Source organism: Longimicrobium sp. (assembly GCF_036388275.1).
Lineage (GTDB): Bacteria > Gemmatimonadota > Gemmatimonadetes > Longimicrobiales > Longimicrobiaceae > Longimicrobium.
This window is the reverse complement of the sequence record NZ_DASVSF010000022.1, coordinates 24257-42971: the sequence shown is the minus strand read 5'-3', so window position 1 is coordinate 42971 and position 18715 is coordinate 24257. Positions and strand designations below refer to the sequence as shown.

General features: G+C 69.9%; 18 protein-coding genes and 1 pseudogene. 8 read left to right on the top strand and 11 right to left on the bottom strand.

Going from position 1 to position 18715, the window contains the following annotated elements; translation table 11 throughout:
• Positions 1 to 11 precede the first annotated feature (11 nt).
• On the bottom strand, positions 12 to 1613 hold the full coding sequence (locus tag VF632_RS06335) for a S8 family serine peptidase (protein WP_331022019.1): 1602 nt from the start codon (positions 1611 to 1613) through the stop codon (positions 12 to 14).
• Between the two features lie 239 nt (positions 1614 to 1852).
• Complete coding sequence (locus tag VF632_RS06330; protein WP_331022018.1) at positions 1853 to 2218, bottom strand: arsenate reductase family protein; 366 nt, start codon at positions 2216 to 2218, stop codon at positions 1853 to 1855.
• 196 nt (positions 2219 to 2414) lie between these two features.
• On the opposite strand from VF632_RS06330, the gene VF632_RS06325 reads away from it, so the two are divergent.
• Both VF632_RS06325 and VF632_RS06320 read left to right on the top strand, forming a co-directional pair.
• Complete coding sequence (locus VF632_RS06325; RefSeq protein WP_349263973.1) at positions 2415 to 3725, top strand: CHAT domain-containing protein; 1311 nt, start codon at positions 2415 to 2417, stop codon at positions 3723 to 3725.
• Positions 3667 to 4107, top strand: a complete 441-nt coding sequence (locus tag VF632_RS06320) for a tetratricopeptide repeat protein (RefSeq protein ID WP_349263972.1) — start codon at positions 3667 to 3669, stop codon at positions 4105 to 4107. Before VF632_RS06325 ends, VF632_RS06320 begins: the two co-directional genes overlap by 59 nt.
• 126 nt (positions 4108 to 4233) lie before the next feature.
• On the opposite strand, the gene VF632_RS06315 is transcribed toward VF632_RS06320, so the two are convergent.
• Positions 4234 to 5499 carry a hypothetical protein gene (locus VF632_RS06315; protein ID WP_331022017.1) on the bottom strand — a complete coding sequence of 422 codons (1266 nt, stop codon included), beginning with the start codon at positions 5497 to 5499 and terminating at the stop codon, positions 4234 to 4236.
• Positions 5500 to 5727: 228 nt separating this feature from the next.
• Here VF632_RS06315 and VF632_RS06310 point away from each other — a divergent pair, with 228 nt between their 5' ends.
• On the top strand, positions 5728 to 6867 hold the full coding sequence (locus VF632_RS06310; protein ID WP_331022016.1) for a M20/M25/M40 family metallo-hydrolase: 1140 nt from the start codon (positions 5728 to 5730) through the stop codon (positions 6865 to 6867).
• Positions 6868 to 7098: 231 nt separating this feature from the next.
• Here VF632_RS06310 and VF632_RS06305 read toward each other — a convergent pair whose 3' ends face one another.
• On the bottom strand, positions 7099 to 8094 hold the full coding sequence (locus tag VF632_RS06305; protein ID WP_331022015.1) for a sugar phosphate nucleotidyltransferase: 996 nt from the start codon (positions 8092 to 8094) through the stop codon (positions 7099 to 7101).
• Between the two features lie 593 nt (positions 8095 to 8687).
• On the opposite strand from VF632_RS06305, the gene VF632_RS06300 reads away from it, so the two are divergent.
• Positions 8688 to 9077: a DUF1499 domain-containing protein gene (locus tag VF632_RS06300; RefSeq protein ID WP_331022014.1), complete on the top strand. Its 390-nt coding sequence runs from the start codon at positions 8688 to 8690 to the stop codon at positions 9075 to 9077.
• 16 nt (positions 9078 to 9093) lie between these two features.
• Complete coding sequence (lon, locus tag VF632_RS06295) at positions 9094 to 11550, top strand: endopeptidase La (RefSeq protein WP_331022013.1); 2457 nt, start codon at positions 9094 to 9096, stop codon at positions 11548 to 11550.
• An 85-nt stretch (positions 11551 to 11635) separates the two neighbouring features.
• Here lon and VF632_RS06290 read toward each other — a convergent pair whose 3' ends face one another.
• Positions 11636 to 11815, bottom strand: coding sequence for a hypothetical protein (locus tag VF632_RS06290; RefSeq protein ID WP_331022012.1), 180 nt, complete (start codon positions 11813 to 11815; stop codon positions 11636 to 11638).
• A 319-nt stretch (positions 11816 to 12134) separates the two neighbouring features.
• Here VF632_RS06290 and VF632_RS28215 point away from each other — a divergent pair.
• Positions 12135 to 12818: pseudogene (locus tag VF632_RS28215) on the top strand (AfsR/SARP family transcriptional regulator); the annotation flags it as partial.
• Between the two features lie 345 nt (positions 12819 to 13163).
• Here the strand turns inward: VF632_RS28215 and VF632_RS06285 are convergent.
• From VF632_RS06285 to guaB, 5 genes are all read right to left on the bottom strand, one after another.
• Positions 13164 to 13400: a hypothetical protein gene (locus VF632_RS06285; RefSeq protein ID WP_331022011.1), complete on the bottom strand. Its 237-nt coding sequence runs from the start codon at positions 13398 to 13400 to the stop codon at positions 13164 to 13166.
• Positions 13400 to 14170, bottom strand: a complete 771-nt coding sequence (locus tag VF632_RS06280; protein ID WP_331022010.1) for an enoyl-CoA hydratase/isomerase family protein — start codon at positions 14168 to 14170, stop codon at positions 13400 to 13402. The genes VF632_RS06285 and VF632_RS06280 overlap by 1 nt, the downstream gene beginning before the upstream one ends.
• The gene (locus VF632_RS06275) at positions 14167 to 14517 is read right to left on the bottom strand and encodes an AtuA-related protein (RefSeq protein WP_331022009.1); all 351 of its coding nucleotides are present in this window, start codon (positions 14515 to 14517) and stop codon (positions 14167 to 14169) included. The genes VF632_RS06280 and VF632_RS06275 overlap by 4 nt, the downstream gene beginning before the upstream one ends.
• A 16-nt stretch (positions 14518 to 14533) precedes the next feature.
• Positions 14534 to 14707, bottom strand: a complete 174-nt coding sequence (locus VF632_RS06270; RefSeq protein WP_331022008.1) for a hypothetical protein — start codon at positions 14705 to 14707, stop codon at positions 14534 to 14536.
• A 245-nt stretch (positions 14708 to 14952) separates the two neighbouring features.
• Positions 14953 to 16428 (bottom strand): IMP dehydrogenase, encoded by a 1476-nt coding sequence (gene guaB / locus VF632_RS06265; RefSeq protein WP_331022007.1) that lies wholly within the window; start codon positions 16426 to 16428, stop codon positions 14953 to 14955.
• A gap of 261 nt (positions 16429 to 16689) precedes the next feature.
• On the opposite strand from guaB, the gene VF632_RS06260 reads away from it, so the two are divergent.
• Positions 16690 to 17265 carry a TetR-like C-terminal domain-containing protein gene (locus VF632_RS06260; protein WP_331022006.1) on the top strand — a complete coding sequence of 192 codons (576 nt, stop codon included), beginning with the start codon at positions 16690 to 16692 and terminating at the stop codon, positions 17263 to 17265.
• A 38-nt stretch (positions 17266 to 17303) separates the two neighbouring features.
• Positions 17304 to 17996: a hypothetical protein gene (locus VF632_RS06255; protein WP_331022005.1), complete on the top strand. Its 693-nt coding sequence runs from the start codon at positions 17304 to 17306 to the stop codon at positions 17994 to 17996.
• 68 nt (positions 17997 to 18064) lie between these two features.
• On the opposite strand, the gene VF632_RS06250 is transcribed toward VF632_RS06255, so the two are convergent.
• On the bottom strand, positions 18065 to 18706 hold the full coding sequence (locus VF632_RS06250) for a YkvA family protein (protein WP_331022004.1): 642 nt from the start codon (positions 18704 to 18706) through the stop codon (positions 18065 to 18067).
• Positions 18707 to 18715 lie beyond the last annotated feature (9 nt).

The following is an 18715-nucleotide window of genomic DNA, read 5'->3' as shown; positions in this document are numbered from 1 at the left end:
CACCCTGGCGATCAGACCGCCGTTCCGAGCGTGGGCGGGGCCGCCTCTGCCTTTCGGGCTCCCGGCCGGCGGAGGGCCTCGCGAACGGCCGCCGCGGCATCGAGGAAAACGCCGGCCTGCTTTTCCGGAGCCTGCGGGTCCGTCTGGATCGGTGTGCCCGTCAGGTGCAGGATCTCGCGGATGTGCCCGGGCGACAGCGTCGGGTTGACGGAGAGCATCAGCGCCGCCACCCCGGCCACCTTGGCCGCGGCGCCCGAAGTACCGCCGAATCCGTCGGTATGGTAGCCGTCGTCCCAGCAGGTGACGTCGTGCTCGGGGTCACCGGGCGCGGAAACCACGAGCGCCGGTCCCCAGTTGCTGTCCACCCACGGGCGGTTCACCACGGCGTCCCATGACGTTGCGCCCACCAGGATGGAGCCCGTGCGGTCGAAGTGGGTGGCACCGTCGTCCGCAAGATCCGCCGGCTTGCCGCCGTTCCCCGCGGGTACGCAGACCACGACGCCGTGGGCAATGGCCCAGCGGATGGCTGCATGGGTGGATGGGATCTGTTCGCAGTTCCCTAGCGCCCCCGTCTGGGCTTCGACAATAATCACCTTTCGCCGCCCGCCGCTGTCTTCCCCCGTTACGTGCATGATGGCATCGTGCCACCCGCCGTCGGCCCCCGCCCGGCCGCCGATCGCCGCCTGGATCGGCCAGAGCGATGCTTCGGGGGCGTAGCCCGCCATGCCGGCGCCGTCCCCCGCTGCCCCGGCCAACCCAAGCACAGCGGTGCCGTGGCCGATATACGTTCCCTCGTCGACAGCGTCGTCGTGATCGATCGCGTTATACGCTTTCCTCATGTCGAGGCGCGGTGCCAGCTCCGGATGGCTGGTGAGGAACCCCCAGTCGATAGCGGCGATCACCACGCCCGCGCCGCGCGCCCCCAGCCCCCATGCTTCGAGTACGGAAGTGCGGTGAAGGTACCACTGCGGCTGGTGCTGGGTCAGCGGATCCCTGGAGACACCCTGTTCCGGAGTGCCGATGAACGGGTCGGTGGGCAGCGGGGACACGGTAGGGGGAATCGTGCGTGGAACCACGACGGCTTTCTCCACCTCCGGCTGGAGCCTGAGATCGCGCGCCGCGTCAGCCGCCGCTTCCGCGCTAGGGAACTGGAGCCGCACGAAGTTCCGCAACGAGGGTAGCCCGGCGAGCGCGTCGGAAAGATCGGCTGCACCGGCCGCCGCGTTCTCCGCCAGCTGCTTTTCCTCGGCCCGGATGAACCGCTGGGCAAAGCTGGGCCTGCTCTCCACCAGCTGGTGGCGAAGCAGTACCGTACGTACCGCCATGCCTCCGGGGCCGACGTCTTTGAAGTCGTTTTCCTCCAGTAAGCGTTCTGCATTCGATGCGAGAGCAGTTGCGAGACGGGTTGCACCGGGACGGAACTGCACTTCTACGATCCTGCCCTCCTGCGGTGCACCCGCGCGGGGTGTCACCATTCCGAACCGTGGCTTCCCCCCACGGGCCGAAAGGTCGTCGACGGTCACAGGAAGCTGGCCGCCTACGGCATCAGGATCGACGCTGTCAGAACCGTCCTTGGGAGAGCCAGGCGCGGCACGTTCCTCATGGGTTGGCATGGGATTGTCACTCCGGGTGAATGAAGCCGCCTCGTCGAGGATTGCATCGAGGCGTCATTCAATTGGATGGTCCCGGGACTCGATTTTACCCATGATTGCGTGGGGTGGCCGGAGGGGCGCATCCACTCGCACAGCGGCGGTAGGTTCGCCACACGTCGGCCCCAGCGCCGGATCCTTGCGCACTCTCACGGCATAGCCGCTCCGTGCCGCGAGCGGAGTTGGTCAGACACTGGCCGTCCTCACCCGACCAGCTCGTCCACCCGCTTGGCCGAGAACCCCGCCGTCGCGCGATCGCCGCGGACGATCACGGGGCGCGTGATGAAGGTGTACTCCTCCGTCATGTGCCGCAGGAGGTCGTCTTCTGAGAGCTGCTGCTCGTGGAGGCCCATCTTGCGGTACTTCATCGCGCGTTTGCTGAACAGCTTCTCCGCGCCACCGACCTTCCGCGCCAGCTCCTCCACCTCGGCGCGCGAGAGCGGCTGCGTCTTCACGTCGCGGAAGTTCTGAATCGCCACCCCGCGCTCCTCCAGGTACGCCACCGCCTTCTGGCACGTCGTGCAGTACGGCAGGCCCACCACCTCGACGCTCACGCTGTCCGCCATCATCAGCTCCCCCTCCGAAGATTCCAGGGCGCCCGCTCCTCGTTCGCCGCGTCTGCTCAAGAGAACCGGGAAGGCTGGTGCGAGGCAACACCCTTCCCTGCCGCATGAGGGCACCTGATCCGCCACCCCCCGTGCGATTTCCTGGCCTCCCGCCCGACGATATCTCCTGCGTGCCCGTTCCCCTCCCCCGTGGAAGATCATGAGCAAGGTCAAAGTCCTCTTCTTCGCCGCCGATCCTACGTCCCTGTCGGCCCCTCATCCAAGGCTGCGGCTGGACGAGGAAGTCCGGCAGATCCAGAAACGGGTGGACGCCGCCGTGTTCGGCAACCTGCTGAAATTCGATTGGCGGCTGGCCACCCGTACTGGCGACCTGCAGCAGAAACTGGAAGACACGCGTCCGCAGATCGTTCACTTCAGCGGTCACGGCGGAAGCCAGGGGCTGGTGCTGACGGGTGCCGACGGCCTGACTCCGCGCCCGGTCGACACGGAGGTGCTGCGGGAGCTGTTCGAAAAGGACGTGGGCGCCATCCGGCTCGTGGTGCTCACCGCCTGCCATTCGCGCGCGCAAGCAGAGGCGATCTGCGAAGTGGTGGGATGCGCGATCGGCGCGCGGGACCGCATCTCGGACGATGCGTCGATCACCTTCAACGCAAAATTCTACAGCGCCATCGCGACCGGGCGGTCGGTGCAGGACGCGTTCGAGCGCGCGCGCATGGCGTTGAGGTTGGAGCATCCCGCGGAGAGCGAGATCCTTGAACTGCTGCACCGGAAAGATGTCGATCCCGGGAAAATCGTCCTGGTATCCCGCTTCCGCCGCTATGCCCGCATCGCGGCTCCGGCAGCCGCTGTCCTCGCGCTCACCGCCGCCCTCGCGGCCACGGTGATCGATTCGCCGGCTTCGCCTCCGCCTGAGCCCGTCCTCGTAGATGGGCTCCGTCTCGGTGACTGTACTTCGGAGGGCACACAGCGCCCGGCGGCGTACCGTCCCCTGGCGGCGGTTTCCATGGAACCGGAAAGCCCGTCCGACGCAGCGACGGCCCTGGCCCAGGCGAAGTCGTTCTGCCACGACGGAAACCATGATTCCGCCGTCGCCTACTTCAAACGAGCGGCGGGCGAGGGCGAGCCAGAAGCGATGTCGTTCCTCGCAATCGCCTACCTGAGCGGAGAGGGAGCGGCGCGCGACTCCGTGCGAGGCATGCGCTGGCTGTCCGAGGCTGCCAAGAAGAAGCGAGACCCCCGCGGGATGAACGCCCTGGCCGTCGTGTACGAGAACGACCAACGCATGCACGCGCGCTACTACTGGGCGCGGCACTGGTATACGGAGGCCGCGGAGCTGGGTGATGTCGAAGCCATGCGCAACCTGGCCAGGCACTACCGCGCGGGCCTGGGCATCGAACAGAGCGACTCACTGGCGCTGGAGTGGTACCGGAACGCGGTCGAGGCTACGATCGGTGGATGCCCTGGCCCAGATCGGGTGGATGCACGAGCAGGGGGTGGACGGGCGGCGTGACGTAGCCGAGGCGATCCGCTGGTATCGCCGGGCCGCGGCGGCCGGATCACCGTTGGGCATGGACGCGCTGGGAAGGGTGTACCAGGGCGCGGTGGGCGTGCCGAGGGACTACGGGCAGGCGCGGGCCTGGTTCCTCCAGGCCGCGTGCGCGGGCTCTGCCCCCGCCATGAACGGACTCGGCGTTCTGTACGAGCGGGGGCTGGGTGTCACGGCGGACGAGGGAACCGCGATGCAGTGGTTCCGTCGCGCCGCGGCGGCGGGGTCGTCGGAAGCGGCGAGGAACGTCGCCCGGTTGAAGCCCCGGGGCGTGCGGACGGTGCTCGCCGCGCTGGACCGGCCGTCGGCAGGCCATCACGCCGGCTGCGCGGCGTCGCAGGGGTGACGAGGGTGGCTCGTGGACGTGTCGCTCGTGGACGTGCGGTACGGGTCAGGAAAGCGCGTGCGTGCGGCAGACCCTCCAACGCACGCGTTCATGCAGACCGAAGCGGCCCGACATCGAAGACGACGATCAGTCCGCCGCCGCGGCCGAGGGCTCGCGGCCCCCGGCGTACGACCGGCAGAGGGCGTGCACCTCGTCGTCGGAGAAGGTGTGGTCGCAGGTCTTGGCGGCCTCGAACACGTGCGCGCACAGCGCCTCGTCGGTGCCGTACCCGTGCGCCTTCAGCCAGTAGCGCACGTTGCTGATGCCGCTCATGGGCGAAATCTCGATCACCTGGTGCAGCCCGAACCAGCCGGCGGGAACGCCGGAGTAGATGCGGTCCGCCAGCCAGGCGTCGCCCTTGGCCTCGGCCTTGATGATGGCCGCCGCGTGCACGCCCGTCCCCGTGCGGAACGCGTCCTCGCCGAACACCGGCCAGTTGTAGGCGAGCGGCACTTCACACGCCTTCGACGCCAGGGTGACGTACTCGTTCAGGCGGGAAACATCCCAGTCGTGCAGTCCCAGCAGCTTCAGGTTCACCAGCAGCAGGTCCATCTCGGCGTTGCCGCAGCGCTCGCCGATGCCCAGCGCGGTGCCGTGGATGCGGTGGGCGCCCTCCTCGATGGCCGCCAGGCAGTTGGTAACGGCCAGCCCACGGTCGCGGTGCCCGTGCCAGTCTACCTTCACGTCCTCGCCCGACGGCTTGACGATCTCGTCCAGGACGAAGCGGATGAGCTGGCGTACGCCGTGGGGAGTGGCGTGGCCCACCGTGTCGCAGACGCAGATGCGGCGCGCTCCGCACTCGATGGCGGTGGTGTACAGCGCCTTCACCGTCGCGGGACTGGCGCGGGTGGTGTCTTCGGTCACGTACATCACCGGGAGCCCCTCGCTGACGGCAAAGGAGACGGCGTCCTCGGTGGCGTGCAGCATCCGGTCGAGCGTCCAGTCTTCCGCGTACTGGCGGATGGGGGACGAGCCAATGAACGTGGCGGCCTCGATGGCGATCCCCACCTTCTGCGACACGTCCACGATGGGCTGTATGTCGGCGCGCACGGTGCGGGCGGCGCAGTTGGGCTCAATGCGCAGGCGGTTGGTGACGATCTCGCGGGCCAGCGCTTCTACGTCCCGCACGGCGCGCGGCCCCGCCCCCGGCAGCCCGATGTCGGCGGAAGCAATGCCCAGCTCGGCCATCAGGTGCAGGAGCTGGATCTTGTCTTCGATGCTCGGGTCGGTCACCGACGGCGACTGCAGCCCGTCGCGAAGCGTTTCGTCGTTCAGTTGAACGCCGCGCCGGGTACCCCAGTCGAACGACCCGTGCAGGGTGTTCCAGTCGTGGATCAACTCGCTCTGCTGCATGGCCGGGCGGTGGTGCGCGGGATTGATTGGCGCGGGTGGCCCGCGCATCGGAACGCGTAGAACGTAACGCACGCGCGGGCGGCGCGAAACGGGGCGAGGCGGACGGCCCGCGGTTTGACAGGAGGGGGCGTGTACGGCAGAATCCGCGCTCTCACGCTTCCCGCACCTGGACGGTTTTTTCTGCGCAACCTTACCCGTCACTCTGTGCTCTTTCCGCTGCGCGCGCGCGTGCACCACGCCGACGCCGACATCCTTCGCGAGCAGCTGCGGCTGGTGTCCATCCCCGCCCCGCCCTTCGGCGAGGCGGAACGCGCCGCGTGGGTGCTGGAGCGGTTCCGCGCCATCGGCCTGGCGGACGTACGGGCCGACGAGGCGGGGAACGTGGTGGGCACCTGGGCGGCGGACGGCGCGGACGGCGCCCCCGTCGTGGTGGCGGCGCACCTGGACACGGTGTTCCCCGCGGGCACGGAGGTTACGCCCCGGCACGAGGGAAAGCGGATCTACGCGCCGGGGATCACCGACAACTGCCGCGGGCTTGCGGGGATGCTGGCCATCGCCCGCGTGCTCGCGGAATCCGGCCCCGCGGCGCAGCGTCCCGTGGTCTTCGCGGCCAGCGTGGGCGAAGAGGGGATCGGCGATTTGCGCGGCGTGAAGCACCTCTTCCGCGAGGATTCGCCGCTGCGCCAGGCGGCGGCGTTCGTGGCGCTGGACGGGTCGGGGATGCGCAGGATCGTCCACCGGGCCATCGGCTCGCGGCGGCTGCGGGTGGAGGTCACCGGGCCGGGGGGGCACTCGTGGTCCGACCGGGGCGCGGCCAACCCCATCGTGGCGCTGGGCGCGGCGGCGGCGGAGATCGGCACCCTGGCCAGGCCGGAGCCGCAGCGATCGGCGCTGACGGTGGCGCGTATGGCGGGGGGGAGCAGCGTAAACGCCATCCCCGAGTCCGCGTGGATGGAGCTGGACATGCGCAGCGAGGTGGCGGATGCGCTCGCGCGGATGGAGGAGAGCGTGCGCGGCGTGCTGGCGCGCGCGGTGGACGAGGAAAACGGGTCGCGGCGAATGGGGACGGAGCCGCTGCGATTGAAGGTGACGGTGATCGGCGACCGGCCGTCGGGCGAGACGCCGGCCGGCCATCCCCTGGTCCGCGCCGCCATGGACATCACGGGCTCGCTGGGATCGCCGCCGGAGCTAGTAGGCTCGTCCACCGACGCCAACGTGCCGATGGCGCTGGGGATTCCCTCCATCGCCATGGGCGTGGGCGGCGACTCGGGCGGCATCCACACGCTGGACGAGTGGTACAGCAACGACGGCGGCGCGCTGGGGGTGGAGCGTGGGCTGCTGGTCGTTCTCGCGGCGGCGGGAGCGTGAAAAGAGGGTAACAACAGTAACGACGGTCGAAAAGGTAACTACGGGGCACCGCACGACGGCCCTCCCCCGCGCTTCGGGGAAGGGCCGCTCTCGTTTCGACCGCAGTTACCGCAGTTACCGCAGTTACCGTAGTTACCGTAGTTACCGTAGTTACCGTAGTTACCGTAGTTACCGTAGTTACCGTAGTTACCGTAGTTACCGTAGTTACCGTAGTTACCGTAGTTACCGTAATTACCCGATCGTCACCACGGAGTGGTCCCCCAGGTCCACCTGCCCGCGCACGCCGCTGACCTTTACGTTCGTGCCGATCAGCGAGTCGTGGAGGTCCGCGTTCTCGATCGTGGACTTTTCGCCGACGATGGTGTGGCGAAGCTTGCTGCCGCGGACCGTCGCGCCGGCGGCCAGCGTCACGTTCGGGCCGATCTCGCTCGCCTCCAGCGTCACGCCGTCCGCCACGTGCACTGGCTCGTGGATCGTCACGCCGTCGGGAACGGTGGACGGGGTGCGGCCGCGGGTGGTGCTCAGCACGTGCTGGTTGGTTTCCAGCAGCGTCTCGGGCTTCCCCGCGTCGTACCAGCCGTGCACGGGCTCCACCTTGAGCTTGGCGCCCTTATCCACCATGTACTGAAAGGCGTCCGTGAGGTAGTACTCGCCGCTGGGGCCCGGCTCGGCGTTCATCACGTGGCGGATCCCCTCGAACAGCAGCTTCCAGTCGCGGATGTAGTACAAGCCGATGTTGGCCAGCTTGCTCACCGGCGTGCTGGGCTTCTCGATGATCTCGCGCATGAAGCCGTTCTCGTCGGTCACCAGCACGCCGAAGCGCTGGTAGTCTTCCACCTCCATCGCCCAGATCACCCCCGCCACGTCCTCTGGCAGGCGCTTCACCAGTTCCAGGTCGGCGTCGAACAGCGTGTCGACGAAGATGATCAGCATCTCCTCCTGCACGAACGGCTCGGCCAGCGCAATGGCGTCGGCCGTGCCGCGCTGCTCCACCTGCTCCGTGTACACGGCGTTGAAGTCCGGGTACTCGGTAGACATGAACTCCTGCACCTTTTCCTTCAGGTGCCCGGTAATGAGCACCGCCTCGTTCACCCCCAGCTCGCGCAGGTCGTCGAGGATGTAGCTGAGCACGGGCTTGTCGCCCACCTTCAGCAGGGGCTTGGGTACCAGGTGGGTATGGGGGCGCAGGCGGGTTCCCTTCCCCGCCACAGGCATCACGACTTTCACTCGGGAACCTCCGCGTGGTGATAAACGATGGGACTTCAAGATCCGGGAGAGGGCGGGCCCCTCCCCCGGCCCCTCCCCCGGCAAACTGCGCCGGGAGAGGGGGGAACTTCGGTCGGGGTTCGACGGACGGTGGGTCATGCCGCGGCCGCCCCCTCTCCCGGCCTCTCCCCCGCAAACTGCGCGGGAGAGAGGAGAACTTCGCTTGGGGTGAGGCTGGCTGCCTCGCATGCCTCAGGAGCCCCCTCCCCCCGGCCCCCGCTTCGCAGGGGAGGGGGAGAACTGCTCAACCCGGGGCGTGCAGCGATGATGAACCCGCGCCGCGACAAGCCAGTCCACGAAGGTGGACTTCGTGTGGTTGTTGCAGCGAATTCATTCGCCCGTGCGGACCTGCCTGTCCGCACCCCGACCTGACCCTCCCGCGAACGGTGCGCGCTCGGGCACGATCCATACCGCGGCACCTGCCCGCGCCGGCCGCGCGCGTTAGATTCGGGCCCGCGAACAACGCCGGCGTGCCAGTGGCCGAAAACGTGCCCGATGAATCCGTTCCACCTCGGACACCCGTACTTCCCCGCGGCGCCCGGCCGCACCCCATCGTGAGCCTCTGGACCGCCCTGACCCGCAACCGCGCCCACACGCGCGCCGACCACCCCGACCCGCGTCTGCAAGGCCGCGCCTACGCCGTTCCCTTCGCCACCGTCTGGACGGCCGCGCTGGAGACCGCCACTTCGCAGACCCGGTGGACCGTCACCGAGAGTGACCCGAGGGCGGGGGAAATCGTCGCTGAATCGCGCACCCTGTTGTGGCGGTTCACGGACGACGTGCGCATTCGCGTGTCGCTGGACGCCGACGGAAACACCCGCGTGGACGTCGAATCGGCCTCGCGCAAGGGAAGCGCCGACCTGGGCACCAACGCCCGGCGGATTGCCCGCTTCTTGCACGCGCTCGACCGCCACCTTTTCGGGCACCAACGCACAACCCGTTAGCCAACAAGCGTTTTAGATGCCAGCATCGGATGTCAGGAAGGTTTCGGAACTCGCCGGCGAGCGCATCCCCGTGCTCCCCATCCGCAGCACGGTGGTGTATCCGTCGGGCGCCACGGCACTGCAGATCGGCTTCGCGCCCAACGTCGAGGCGCTGAACGCGCACCCCGAGCCGGAACTGATCGTCGCCATCGCCAGCACCCTCGACGATGGGCACGACATCCCGCCCCGCTCGCTGGAAAAGGTGGCGACCGCCGTCCGCGTGCTCGACCGGCTGAACCTGCCCGGCGGTACCATCCAGACCACACTGCAGGGCCTCAGGCGCATTCACCTGGACGACGTGCGCTTCGAGGACGGCTTCTACACGGCCCGCGTGCGCCCGGTGGAAGAGGTGCCGCTCTCGCCCCAGGAGGCAGAGCCGGTGGTGGAGCGCATCCTGGCCACCGTCGCCGGGCTGGCCGCCAAGGTAGACCGGGTGCCCGACGAAGTGCCGCGCATCCTGCGCATGAACCTGGGCGACCCCGGCCGCTTCGCCGACCTGGCCGCCACCCTGTGCAACCTGCGGCTTCCGGACCGCGACGCCGTCCTGCAGGAGCTGGACGTGGCCCGACGGCTGGCGCTGGTGCTCCGCAGCGTGGAGCAGGCGTGGGACCGCGCGCGCGAGGTGGAGACGGCGGTGGCGGCCGGCGAGGCGGCCGCGGAGGGGGAAGAGCAGCCGCGCTCCACCCGCGACCGCACCGCCGACATCCGCAAGCGCATCCAGGCGCTGCAGGCCGAGCTGGGCGAGGTGGACCCGCTGGAGCGCGAGGCCGACGAGATGCTGCGCCGGCTGGAGATGGCGCGCCTTCCCTCGCGCCCCGCCGCCGTCGCCCGGCGCGAGGCCGAGCGGTTGCGGTCCACCAGCACCACGGCGCAGGAGGCCGCGGAGATCCGCGCCTACCTCGAGGCGCTGATCTCCATTCCCTGGAACAAGCGGGCGGGGGACGGGCGCATCGACCTGGCGGCCGTGGAAGCTGCGTTCGCCCAGGAGCACCTGGGGATGGACGAGGGAAAGCAGCGCCTGCTCGAGGTGCTGGCCGTCGCCGCGCTGCGAGGCGACCTGCGCGGCCCCATCCCCTGCATCGTCGGCCCACCAGGGGTGGGAAAGCGCACGCTGGCCATGGCCATCGGCCGGGCGCTGGAGCGCCCCGTGGTGCGGCTGGAGCTGGGCGGCCGCGGCGCGGCGCAGCTGTTCGGAACGCGGCGTACCCGGGCGGGCGCGCAGATCGGCAAGGTCATGCAGCTGATCGCCGACGCGGGGGTCAAGAACCCCGTGTTCCTGCTGGAGGAGCTGGACGAGATCGGCCTGGGGAACGTGGAGGGCGATCCCGTGGAGGCAATGGAGGAGATGCTGGACAACGACAACCGCGACGCCTTTTCCGACCTGTACCTGGACGTGCCCTTCGATCTCTCGGAGGCGTTCTTCATCGGCTCGGCGGGCGACTACTACCGCATTCCCCGCGGCCTGCGCGACCACTTCATCGAGATCCGCATCGCCGGCTACACGCCCGAGGAAAAAATCGCCATCGCCCGTGACTGGCTGCTCCCTCGCATCGTCGAGGAACACGGGCTCAAGACGGGCGAGGTGGAGATCGCCGACGAAACGCTGCTCTTCCTGACCCGCGGGTACGCGCGCGACGCAGGCGTCGGCAACCTGCGCCGGTCGCTGGCGGCCATCCTTCGCTTCATCGCCCGCCAGAAGGCCGACGGCGAGGCCACGCACTGGACGGTGACGCGCGAGACGATCGAGGCGGTGCTCGGGTTTCCACGCTGGGCCACCACCCCGGCGGAGATCCGCCCGGAGGTGGGCGTGGTCACCGGCCTGGCGTGGACGGCCTCGGGGGGCGAGCTGATGTTCATCGAGGCGCTCAAGATGCCCGGCACGGGGCGCCTGGTGATCACCGGCCTCCTGGGCGACGTGATGCGCGAGTCGGTGAACGCGGCCTTCAGCTACGTGCGCTCGCGGGCGGAGGAGCTGGGCATTCCGCGCGACACCTTCAGCGAGTACGACATCCACGTGCACTTTCCCGTGGGCGCCACCCCCAAGGACGGCCCCAGCGCGGGCGCGGCGGTCACGCTGGCGCTGGCCTCGTCCCTGTCCGACCGTCCCGTGCGGCACGACCAGGCCATGACGGGCGAAGTGACCCTGCGGGGCAAGATCCTGGAGATCGGCGGCGTCAAGGAAAAGGTGCTGGCGGCGTATCGGGCGGGGATTACCGAGGTGATCCTTCCCGCGGGGAACGAGCGCGACCTGCGCGACGTTCCGCCCGACGTGAGGGACCGGATGACGTTCCACAAGGTGGAGCGGATGGACCAGGTGTTCGACCTGGCGCTGCTGGGCGAGCCGCGACGCGGCCCCCGCGTGGAGGTGGAGGGCGATGCCCCACACGCTTCCCGCCTTCCCGAGCGCCAGGGGGCGCGCGACGCGGACCGGTAGGGCGGGACTCGATCCGCCACGAAAAAGCGAGGGGGCGGGCCCGTGCGGACCCGCTCCCTCGCCCGTGTTCAGGGCATTGAACGGATCAGGAGCCCGAGCCCAGGGTTCCGCCACCGCGGTTGGTGGTGTCGGCCGGGGCCGTGGGCGGCGGGGGGGCGTCGTCCATGGAGGCGGCTTCCGGGTGTGCGGCGGGGGCGGTGGGGGCGGCGTCACCGCATGCGGCGGTGGCGAGCAGCAGGGCGGCGAGAAGGGTTCCGCGGATCATGATGGCTCCCATAACAGGGGGTTCGCGCCGGCCCGGCCCCCGCATTCGCACGGGTCGGGGATGTCGACGCGCCCCTACTCTATCGCGCCGCCCGCACACGTCCCGCACGCATCTCGCACGGGCGTTGACGCGATCCGCACGAACCCCGCACGCGGCCCGCACAAGCAATCTCGTCAGCGTTCAGTAGCGTTCCTAAGGGGCCAGCGGCGTGAAAAACACAGGAATCGTCTGGACATGTTCATTGCGCCCGGGCGTGCTAAAGAGGATAATTTCCGTATTCTTGGGGATCATGGCAGGCTCTTCTTCTACCTCGTAGCCGGTGTTCCTGATCACCTTAGGTCACCCCGTTCTGCACGACGCCGACGGATCACCCGTTTGCGGGCTGCGTCGAAAGGACCTCGCGCTGCTGATCTTCCTGTGCGTTGAAGGCGCGGGGGTGCACTCGCGTTCGCGGCTGGCGTCGCTGCTGTGGGGCGAAAGTCCCGAGGAGCGCGCGCGCCACTCGCTGACCCAGGCGCTGGGCCGGCTGGGCCGGGTGCTGCCCCCGGGCCTGCTGGCGACGGACAAGGAAAGCGTGAGGTGGCCGGGCGGCCTGGCGTCCGACGCCAACCTGCTGCTGGGCGCGTCGCGCGGCGAGCCGTGGAGCGAGGCGCAGTGGCTGTACGCGGGGCACTTCCTGGAGGGGTTCGACGCGGGGCGCGGGGCGGGCGACTTCGCCGACTGGGCGGACCGGCGCCGCGTGGAGCTGCGCAACACCGCGCTGCGGCTGCTGGAGGCCGAGGGCGTGGCCGCCGAGGCGGAGGACGCGTGGGAGCGCGCGCTGCGGCTGGGCGAGCGGGCCGTGGAGATCGATCCCTTCTGGGAGGGCGGCCACCGCCGCATCCTGAGGGCCCTGGCCGCGCGCGGCGAGCGCAACCGGGCGCTCCGGCACTACCAGGCGTTCGAGGCGTGGCTGAGGGAGGAGGTGGGCGCCCGGCCCGACCCAGACACCCGCGCCCTGGCGGACCGCCTGCGCCTTCCCGACCCGCCGCCCGACGCCCCCGCACCACCGCCGCGCCCGGCGGAGGCCAGCGTCCCGGCCGTGGTCTACGAGGCGGCGATCCCTGGCGAGGCACCGGTGCCCGTGACGCCGTCCGCGGAGCCCGGGACCGATCCGGCGCCCCCGGCGGACCCGCGCCCGGCGCCTGCCCCCGCCCGCAGGACCGCGCTCGCGATCGTGGCCATCGTTCTCGCGCTGCTGGTGCTGGTCTGGATGGTCGCCTCGGCGCTGGCGGGGTCTCCGCACGAAGACGGGGCCGGCGGAAGGCATTCCGCCGGCCCCGTGGGCTCCCCTTCCCTGCTCCACGCGCTAGGGAGAGACGTCCCCGGCTTCGTCCTCGTCGTCGGCGAACCGCGCGTCGCGGCGGCGGAAGCGGTCGGTGACCACCACCAGCATCCCCGCGCCCAGCAGGGCGATGGCCACCAGCGCCACCGGCTTGCGGTCCAGCACGATGGAGAGCAGCAGCACGGCCGCGCCGGCGAAGAACAGGCGCACCTTCCAGTGCAGCAGCGGGTCGGGCCCACCACGCCGCACCCGGTCCACCATCAGGCGCGCTCCAGGAACCGGGCGACGCCCGCCTTCATGTCGTCCGTCATCCGCGCGACCACGTTCACGTCGGCGCCGGCGTGGATGGCGGCGTCGAAGCCCATCCCGTCGCTGTGGTACAGCAGGCGCTTGGAAAGCTGGACGGCGGAGGGGCTGCGCGCGGCCAGGTCGATCAGCAGTGCGTCGCGCTCGCGGTCGAACTCGGCGTCGGGCCACGCGTGGTTGATCAGCCCCATCCGCTCCGCCTCGGCGGCGGCGATGGGCTGGCCGCGTACGATCAGCTCGAACGCGCGCTTTTCCGAGACGTTGCGGCGCAGGATGGCCATCACCATGGCGGGAACGAAGCCGATTCTCACCTCGGGATATCCGAACTGCGCCGTCTCTGCGGCGACCACGAGGTCGCACGCGGTCGCCAGCCCGCATCCCCCAGCCAGCGCCCGCCCGCGGACGCAGGCGACGACCGGCTTCTTCATCTTGCGCGGAAGCAGGAACAGCTCGGCCAGCTCCTCGACGTCATCCAGGTTCTCCATCACCGACGCCTCGGCGATCCTGCGAAGGGCCGAAAGGTCGGCGCCGGAGCAGAAGTCCTTCCCCGCCCCCTGGATCGCGACCACCCGCACTTCGCCGTCCGCATCCGCGGCGCGCAGGGCGGCCTTGAGGTCCGCCACCAGCCGCGCGTCGAGGGCGTTGCGCTTGTCGGGGCGGTTGAGCGTCAGCCGGCAGACCCCGCCCGCGACCTCGGCGAGCAGGGCGTCGGTGGACGGGATCACGCCGCGGCCCCGGCCAGCCGGGCGATGTCGTCGTCCACGTCCACTTCCATGCGCAGGATGGCCGTGGAGTACACCTTGCCCTGCGCGTCGGTCTTGAGCGACACCGTGCCGCCGCCGCCCAGCGCGTTGTGGAGGAGGAAGTTGAGCGCCTCCAGGTTGGGCAGCTCGAACCGCTCCACGGCGCCGTGCACCATCCCCTGGAAGTGCTGCTTCACGCGGTCGACGGTAAGGTGTTCCACCAGGACGGGGTAGAACTCCGGCTTGAGGGCGATGACGCCCACGTTGGCGGTGTCGCCCTTGTCTCCGGAGCGGGCGTGGGCCAGGTGAAGAAGCTGGATGCGCGGCATGGGCCTGAGTAGAGGGTCAGTCGGTCGGTGTCTTGGCGCGCGAAAAGAGCAGCATGATGCCCAGCGCGATCGCTACGATCACGAGGAATCCGGCAAAGTACAGCTGCCCCATGAACCCGAAGATCAGGGCGACCAGCACGGCCGCGACGATCAGCACCACCTTGAACACGGAAGCGCCCCTGTTGTCCATTCTCACACGCTCCATCCGGGGAAATCGACTGGGTCGCCCGCGGGATTGCAAGGGGCACGCCGGGAACGGGGTCACTACGGTCACCACGGGTCACCACGGGTCACCACGGATCACCACGGGTCACCACGGGTCACCACGGTAGGGACGGTAACAACGGTCACGACAGGAATGCGTGCGGCGGGCTGCCCCTCGCGTCAGCTGGTACCGTAGTGCCGTAGTTACTGTTCCTACCGTCGTTACCTCAGTTACGAGTGGTAGTTCGGCGCCTCTCGCGTGATCGTCACGTCGTGCGGATGGCTTTCGCGCAGCCCCGCGCCCGTGATGCGCATGAAGGACGGGCCCGTGCGCAGCGTCTCGATGTCGGGGCAGCCCAGGTAGCCCATCCCGCTGCGCAGGCCGCCGACCATCTGGTAGATGGTGTCCGACGCGGGGCCCTTGTACGGCACGCGCCCCTCGATACCCTCCGGGACGAACTTGCGCGCGTCGGACGAGTCCTGGAAGTAGCGGTCGGCCGAGCCCTCGCTCATGGCGCCCAGCGAGCCCATCCCGCGGACGATCTTGAAGCGCCTGCCCTCCAGCAGGAATGATTCGCCGGGGCTCTCCTCCGTTCCCGCCAGCATGGAGCCCATCATCACCGCGTGTGCCCCGGCCGCCAGCGCCTTGACGATGTCGCCGGAGTACTTGATGCCGCCATCCGCGATCACCGGCACCCGGCCGGCGGCGCCCTCCACCGCGTCCATCACCGCCGTCAGCTGCGGAACGCCCACACCCGCCACGACACGGGTGGTGCAGATGGAGCCCGGGCCCACGCCCACCTTCACCGCATCCACTCCGCGCTCCACCAGCGCCGCGGCGCCCTCGCGAGTCGCCACGTTGCCACCGATCAGCTGCGCGTCGGGAAAGGCCTGCCGGATGCGCGCCACCGCGTCCAGCACGCCCTCGGAATGGCCGTGCGCTGTGTCGACGATCAGCACGTCCACCCCCGCCTGCACCAGCGCCCCCGCGCGGTCCACGTCGCGAAGGCTGGCGCCGATGGCCGCGCCCACACGCAGCCGGCCCCGCTCGTCCTTGCACGCGTTGGGAAACTGCGCGCGCTTGCGGATGTCCTTCACCGTGATCAGCCCGCGCAGCACGCCGTCCGCATCGACGACGGGCAGCTTTTCGATGCGGTGCTTGTGAAGGATCTGCACCGCCTCTTCCAGCGACGTGCCCACGGGAGCCGTCACCAGCCCCTCGCGCGTCATCACCTCGTGGATGGGGCGCGTGCGATCCGACTCGAACTGCAGGTCGCGGTTGGTGATGATGCCCACCAGCCGCCCGTCGGCGCCCACCACGGGAATGCCGCTGACGGAAAACTTCTCCATCAGCCGCATCAGGTCCGTCAGCGTCTCGTCGGGGCCGATGGTGACCGGGTTCTGGATCATCCCGCTCTCGGAACGCTTCACCCGGTCCACCTCCTCGGCCTGGCGGTCGATGGACATGTTCTTGTGGATGATGCCGATGCCGCCCTCACGCGCCACCGTGATGGCCATGCGGCTTTCGGTCACCGTGTCCATGGCCGCCGACATCAGCGGGATGGCCAGGTCGATCTTGTTCGTCAGGCGGGTGGCGACGCTGGTCTGCGCGGGGAGCACGGCCGAGCGGCGCGGCACCAGCAGCACGTCGTCGAAGGTCAGCCCCTCGCCCACGAAGCGGGGCGCGGGCGCATCCGGTCGGTTCATCGGTCCTCCACAATGCGGCGCGCCCGCCGGGCCTCGGCTCCGCGATGGCGGAGGAGGACGGCGGGCGTTTGGGTTGTCTCTGCGGCGTTTCGTCTTTCCATGGCGGAAGTTAGGGCCTTCCGCGCACCCCTGTCAACGCCCCTCACGGCTTCTGTCCGGCGCCTCCACATCATCACCCTTGATATGCCTAATCCCATTAGTTATACTCGTCTGCACGTCTAATCTAGTTAGGCATACAAGTCCACCGCGGATGGAGAACACGTGGCACGCAAGGTCGGGCTCACCATCGAGGACGTCACCCGCGCTGCGGTGGAAATCGCCGACGCGCAGGGGCTCGCCGCCGTGACGATCGGCTCGGTGGCCGCGCGGCTGGGCATCCGCTCCCCTTCCCTGTACGCGCACGTCGCGGGGTTGGACGAGGTCCGCCGCCTGGTCGCCCTCCACGCCGCGGGGGCGATGGCGGCGGCGCTCCGCGAGGCGACCGGGGAGCGGGCCGGCCTCGAAGCCGTACGTGAGCTGGCCTTCGCCTACCGCCGCTTCGCCGAGGGGTACCCCGGACGATACGCGGCGGCCCAGCGGGCGGTACGTCCCGGCGAGGACGACGAGCTGTACCGGGCCCTGGCCGCGGCGGCGATGCCCGCGATCGAGGCACTGGCCCAGGCGGGGGTCGGTGCCGGCGATCTGGTGCACCTGGCGCGGGCACTGCGCGCCGCGCTGCACGGGTTCGTGGCGCTGGAGCAGGCCGGCGGCTTCGGCATGCCGGAATCGGTGGACGAGAGTTTTGCCCGGCTGGTGGAAGTGCTCCTGGCCGGCGTGCGCGCAGCCGTTCCCACCTGATCGATTCCCTCTGACCCTGGAAATGGAGAGAACGTCCCGTGATCCTTGGACATTACGCCGTAGCCCTGGCCGCCAAGCGCGCAGCCCCCGACACGTCGCTGGGCACGCTGGTGCTGGCGGCGCAGTGGCTGGACCACATCTGGCCGGTCTTCCTGCTGCTGGGATGGGAGCAGGTGAGGATCGCGCCCGGACACACGGCGGCGAATCCGCTGGAGTTCGTGCACTACCCCATCTCGCACAGCCTGCTGGCCGTCGCGGGATGGGCGCTGCTGCTCGGTGCCGTCTACTTCGCCGCCCGGCGAAACCGTGCCGCGGCGTGGGTGGTGGGTGCCGCCGTGGTGAGCCACTGGTTCCTGGACGTGCCCATGCACACGCCCGACCTGCCGCTGTGGCCCGGCGCGTCGCCCCGGGTGGGCGGGGGATTGTGGAACTGGATCCCGGCAACCATCGCCGTCGAAGTCGGCCTGTTCGCCGCCGGAGTGGTCATCTACCTGCGGACCACGCGGGCGGTGGACCGGATCGGCAGCTGGGGATTGGGCGTGATGGCGGCGCTGCTGGGCCTGATCTTCCTGGGAGGGTTCGTCAGCCCGCCGCCCGCGGACGTGACGTCGCTCGCGTTCGGCGCGCTGGGGCTGTGGCTGTTCGTGGGCCTCGGCTACTGGGTGGATCGCCACCGCGTGGTCCGCGCCTCGGACGAAGTGCCCGCAACGAGCCACGCCGCCCTGGCGTAGTGCGTCCGCGCGACGTGAGAAAGCCCGCTCCCCATTGAGGAGAGCGGGCTTTTCCCGTTCCAGCCGGACTACCGCGCGCCGATCAGGTTGCGCAGGGCCCCGGGAAGCGCCGCGCCGGCCCGGTCCAGCACCGACATGGCCTGCTCCAGCGTTTCCATGTCGCCGTGCCAATGGTCAAGCAGCACCTCGCTTCCCGCGTTGCTCAGCAGGCGCCCCAGCGCCACGCCGAGGACGACGACATCATCCACCTGGCCCACGAACGGTGCGGCGAAGTCGGGGATGGCGTCTTCGGGAACGAAGAAGTAGGCGATGGCCACGCCCACCAGCGCCTTGTCGACCATCGACACGCGGCGATCGCGGGCCAGGCCCATCAGCAGCCGAAGGAAGCTGGGCAGCTCGCGGACGACGGAGAGCGCCACCTGCGCCGGGTCTCCCCCGCTCCCGCCCGTGCGCGTGGAGCGGGCAGCCGCAAGCCGCACCGGAGGCTCGTCGGCCCCGTCGGCTTCCAGCGAGAAGCGAGAGCGCCTGCGGGGGCCGATCAGGTCCTCGTCGCCCTCCGCCGGCTCCCACGGCCCGCCGGAGGCCGCCGCGCCGCCGGATTCCGCACCGCCGCCTTCGGAGCGGTGGACGCCTCCGCCGCGGCGCGGGCCCACCAGGTCGTCGTCGTGCTCGCCGCCGTGCGGCTGGGGATCGTCGTCGCTGTGCTGCACGTGCCCTCC

Coding starts and splice junctions, on each gene's coding strand:
- VF632_RS06335 (WP_331022019.1), bottom strand. CDS start 1,613: ATGCCAACCCATGAGGAACGTGCCGCGCCTGGCTCTCCCAAGGACGGT.
- VF632_RS06330 (WP_331022018.1), bottom strand. CDS start 2,218: ATGATGGCGGACAGCGTGAGCGTCGAGGTGGTGGGCCTGCCGTACTGC.
- VF632_RS06325 (WP_349263973.1), top strand. CDS start 2,415: ATGAGCAAGGTCAAAGTCCTCTTCTTCGCCGCCGATCCTACGTCCCTG.
- VF632_RS06315 (WP_331022017.1), bottom strand. CDS start 5,499: ATGCAGCAGAGCGAGTTGATCCACGACTGGAACACCCTGCACGGGTCG.
- lon (WP_331022013.1), top strand. CDS start 9,094: ATGCCAGCATCGGATGTCAGGAAGGTTTCGGAACTCGCCGGCGAGCGC.
- VF632_RS06290 (WP_331022012.1), bottom strand. CDS start 11,815: ATGATCCGCGGAACCCTTCTCGCCGCCCTGCTGCTCGCCACCGCCGCA.
- VF632_RS06285 (WP_331022011.1), bottom strand. CDS start 13,400: ATGGTGGACCGGGTGCGGCGTGGTGGGCCCGACCCGCTGCTGCACTGG.
- VF632_RS06275 (WP_331022009.1), bottom strand. CDS start 14,517: ATGCCGCGCATCCAGCTTCTTCACCTGGCCCACGCCCGCTCCGGAGAC.
- VF632_RS06270 (WP_331022008.1), bottom strand. CDS start 14,707: ATGGACAACAGGGGCGCTTCCGTGTTCAAGGTGGTGCTGATCGTCGCG.
- guaB (WP_331022007.1), bottom strand. CDS start 16,428: ATGAACCGACCGGATGCGCCCGCGCCCCGCTTCGTGGGCGAGGGGCTG.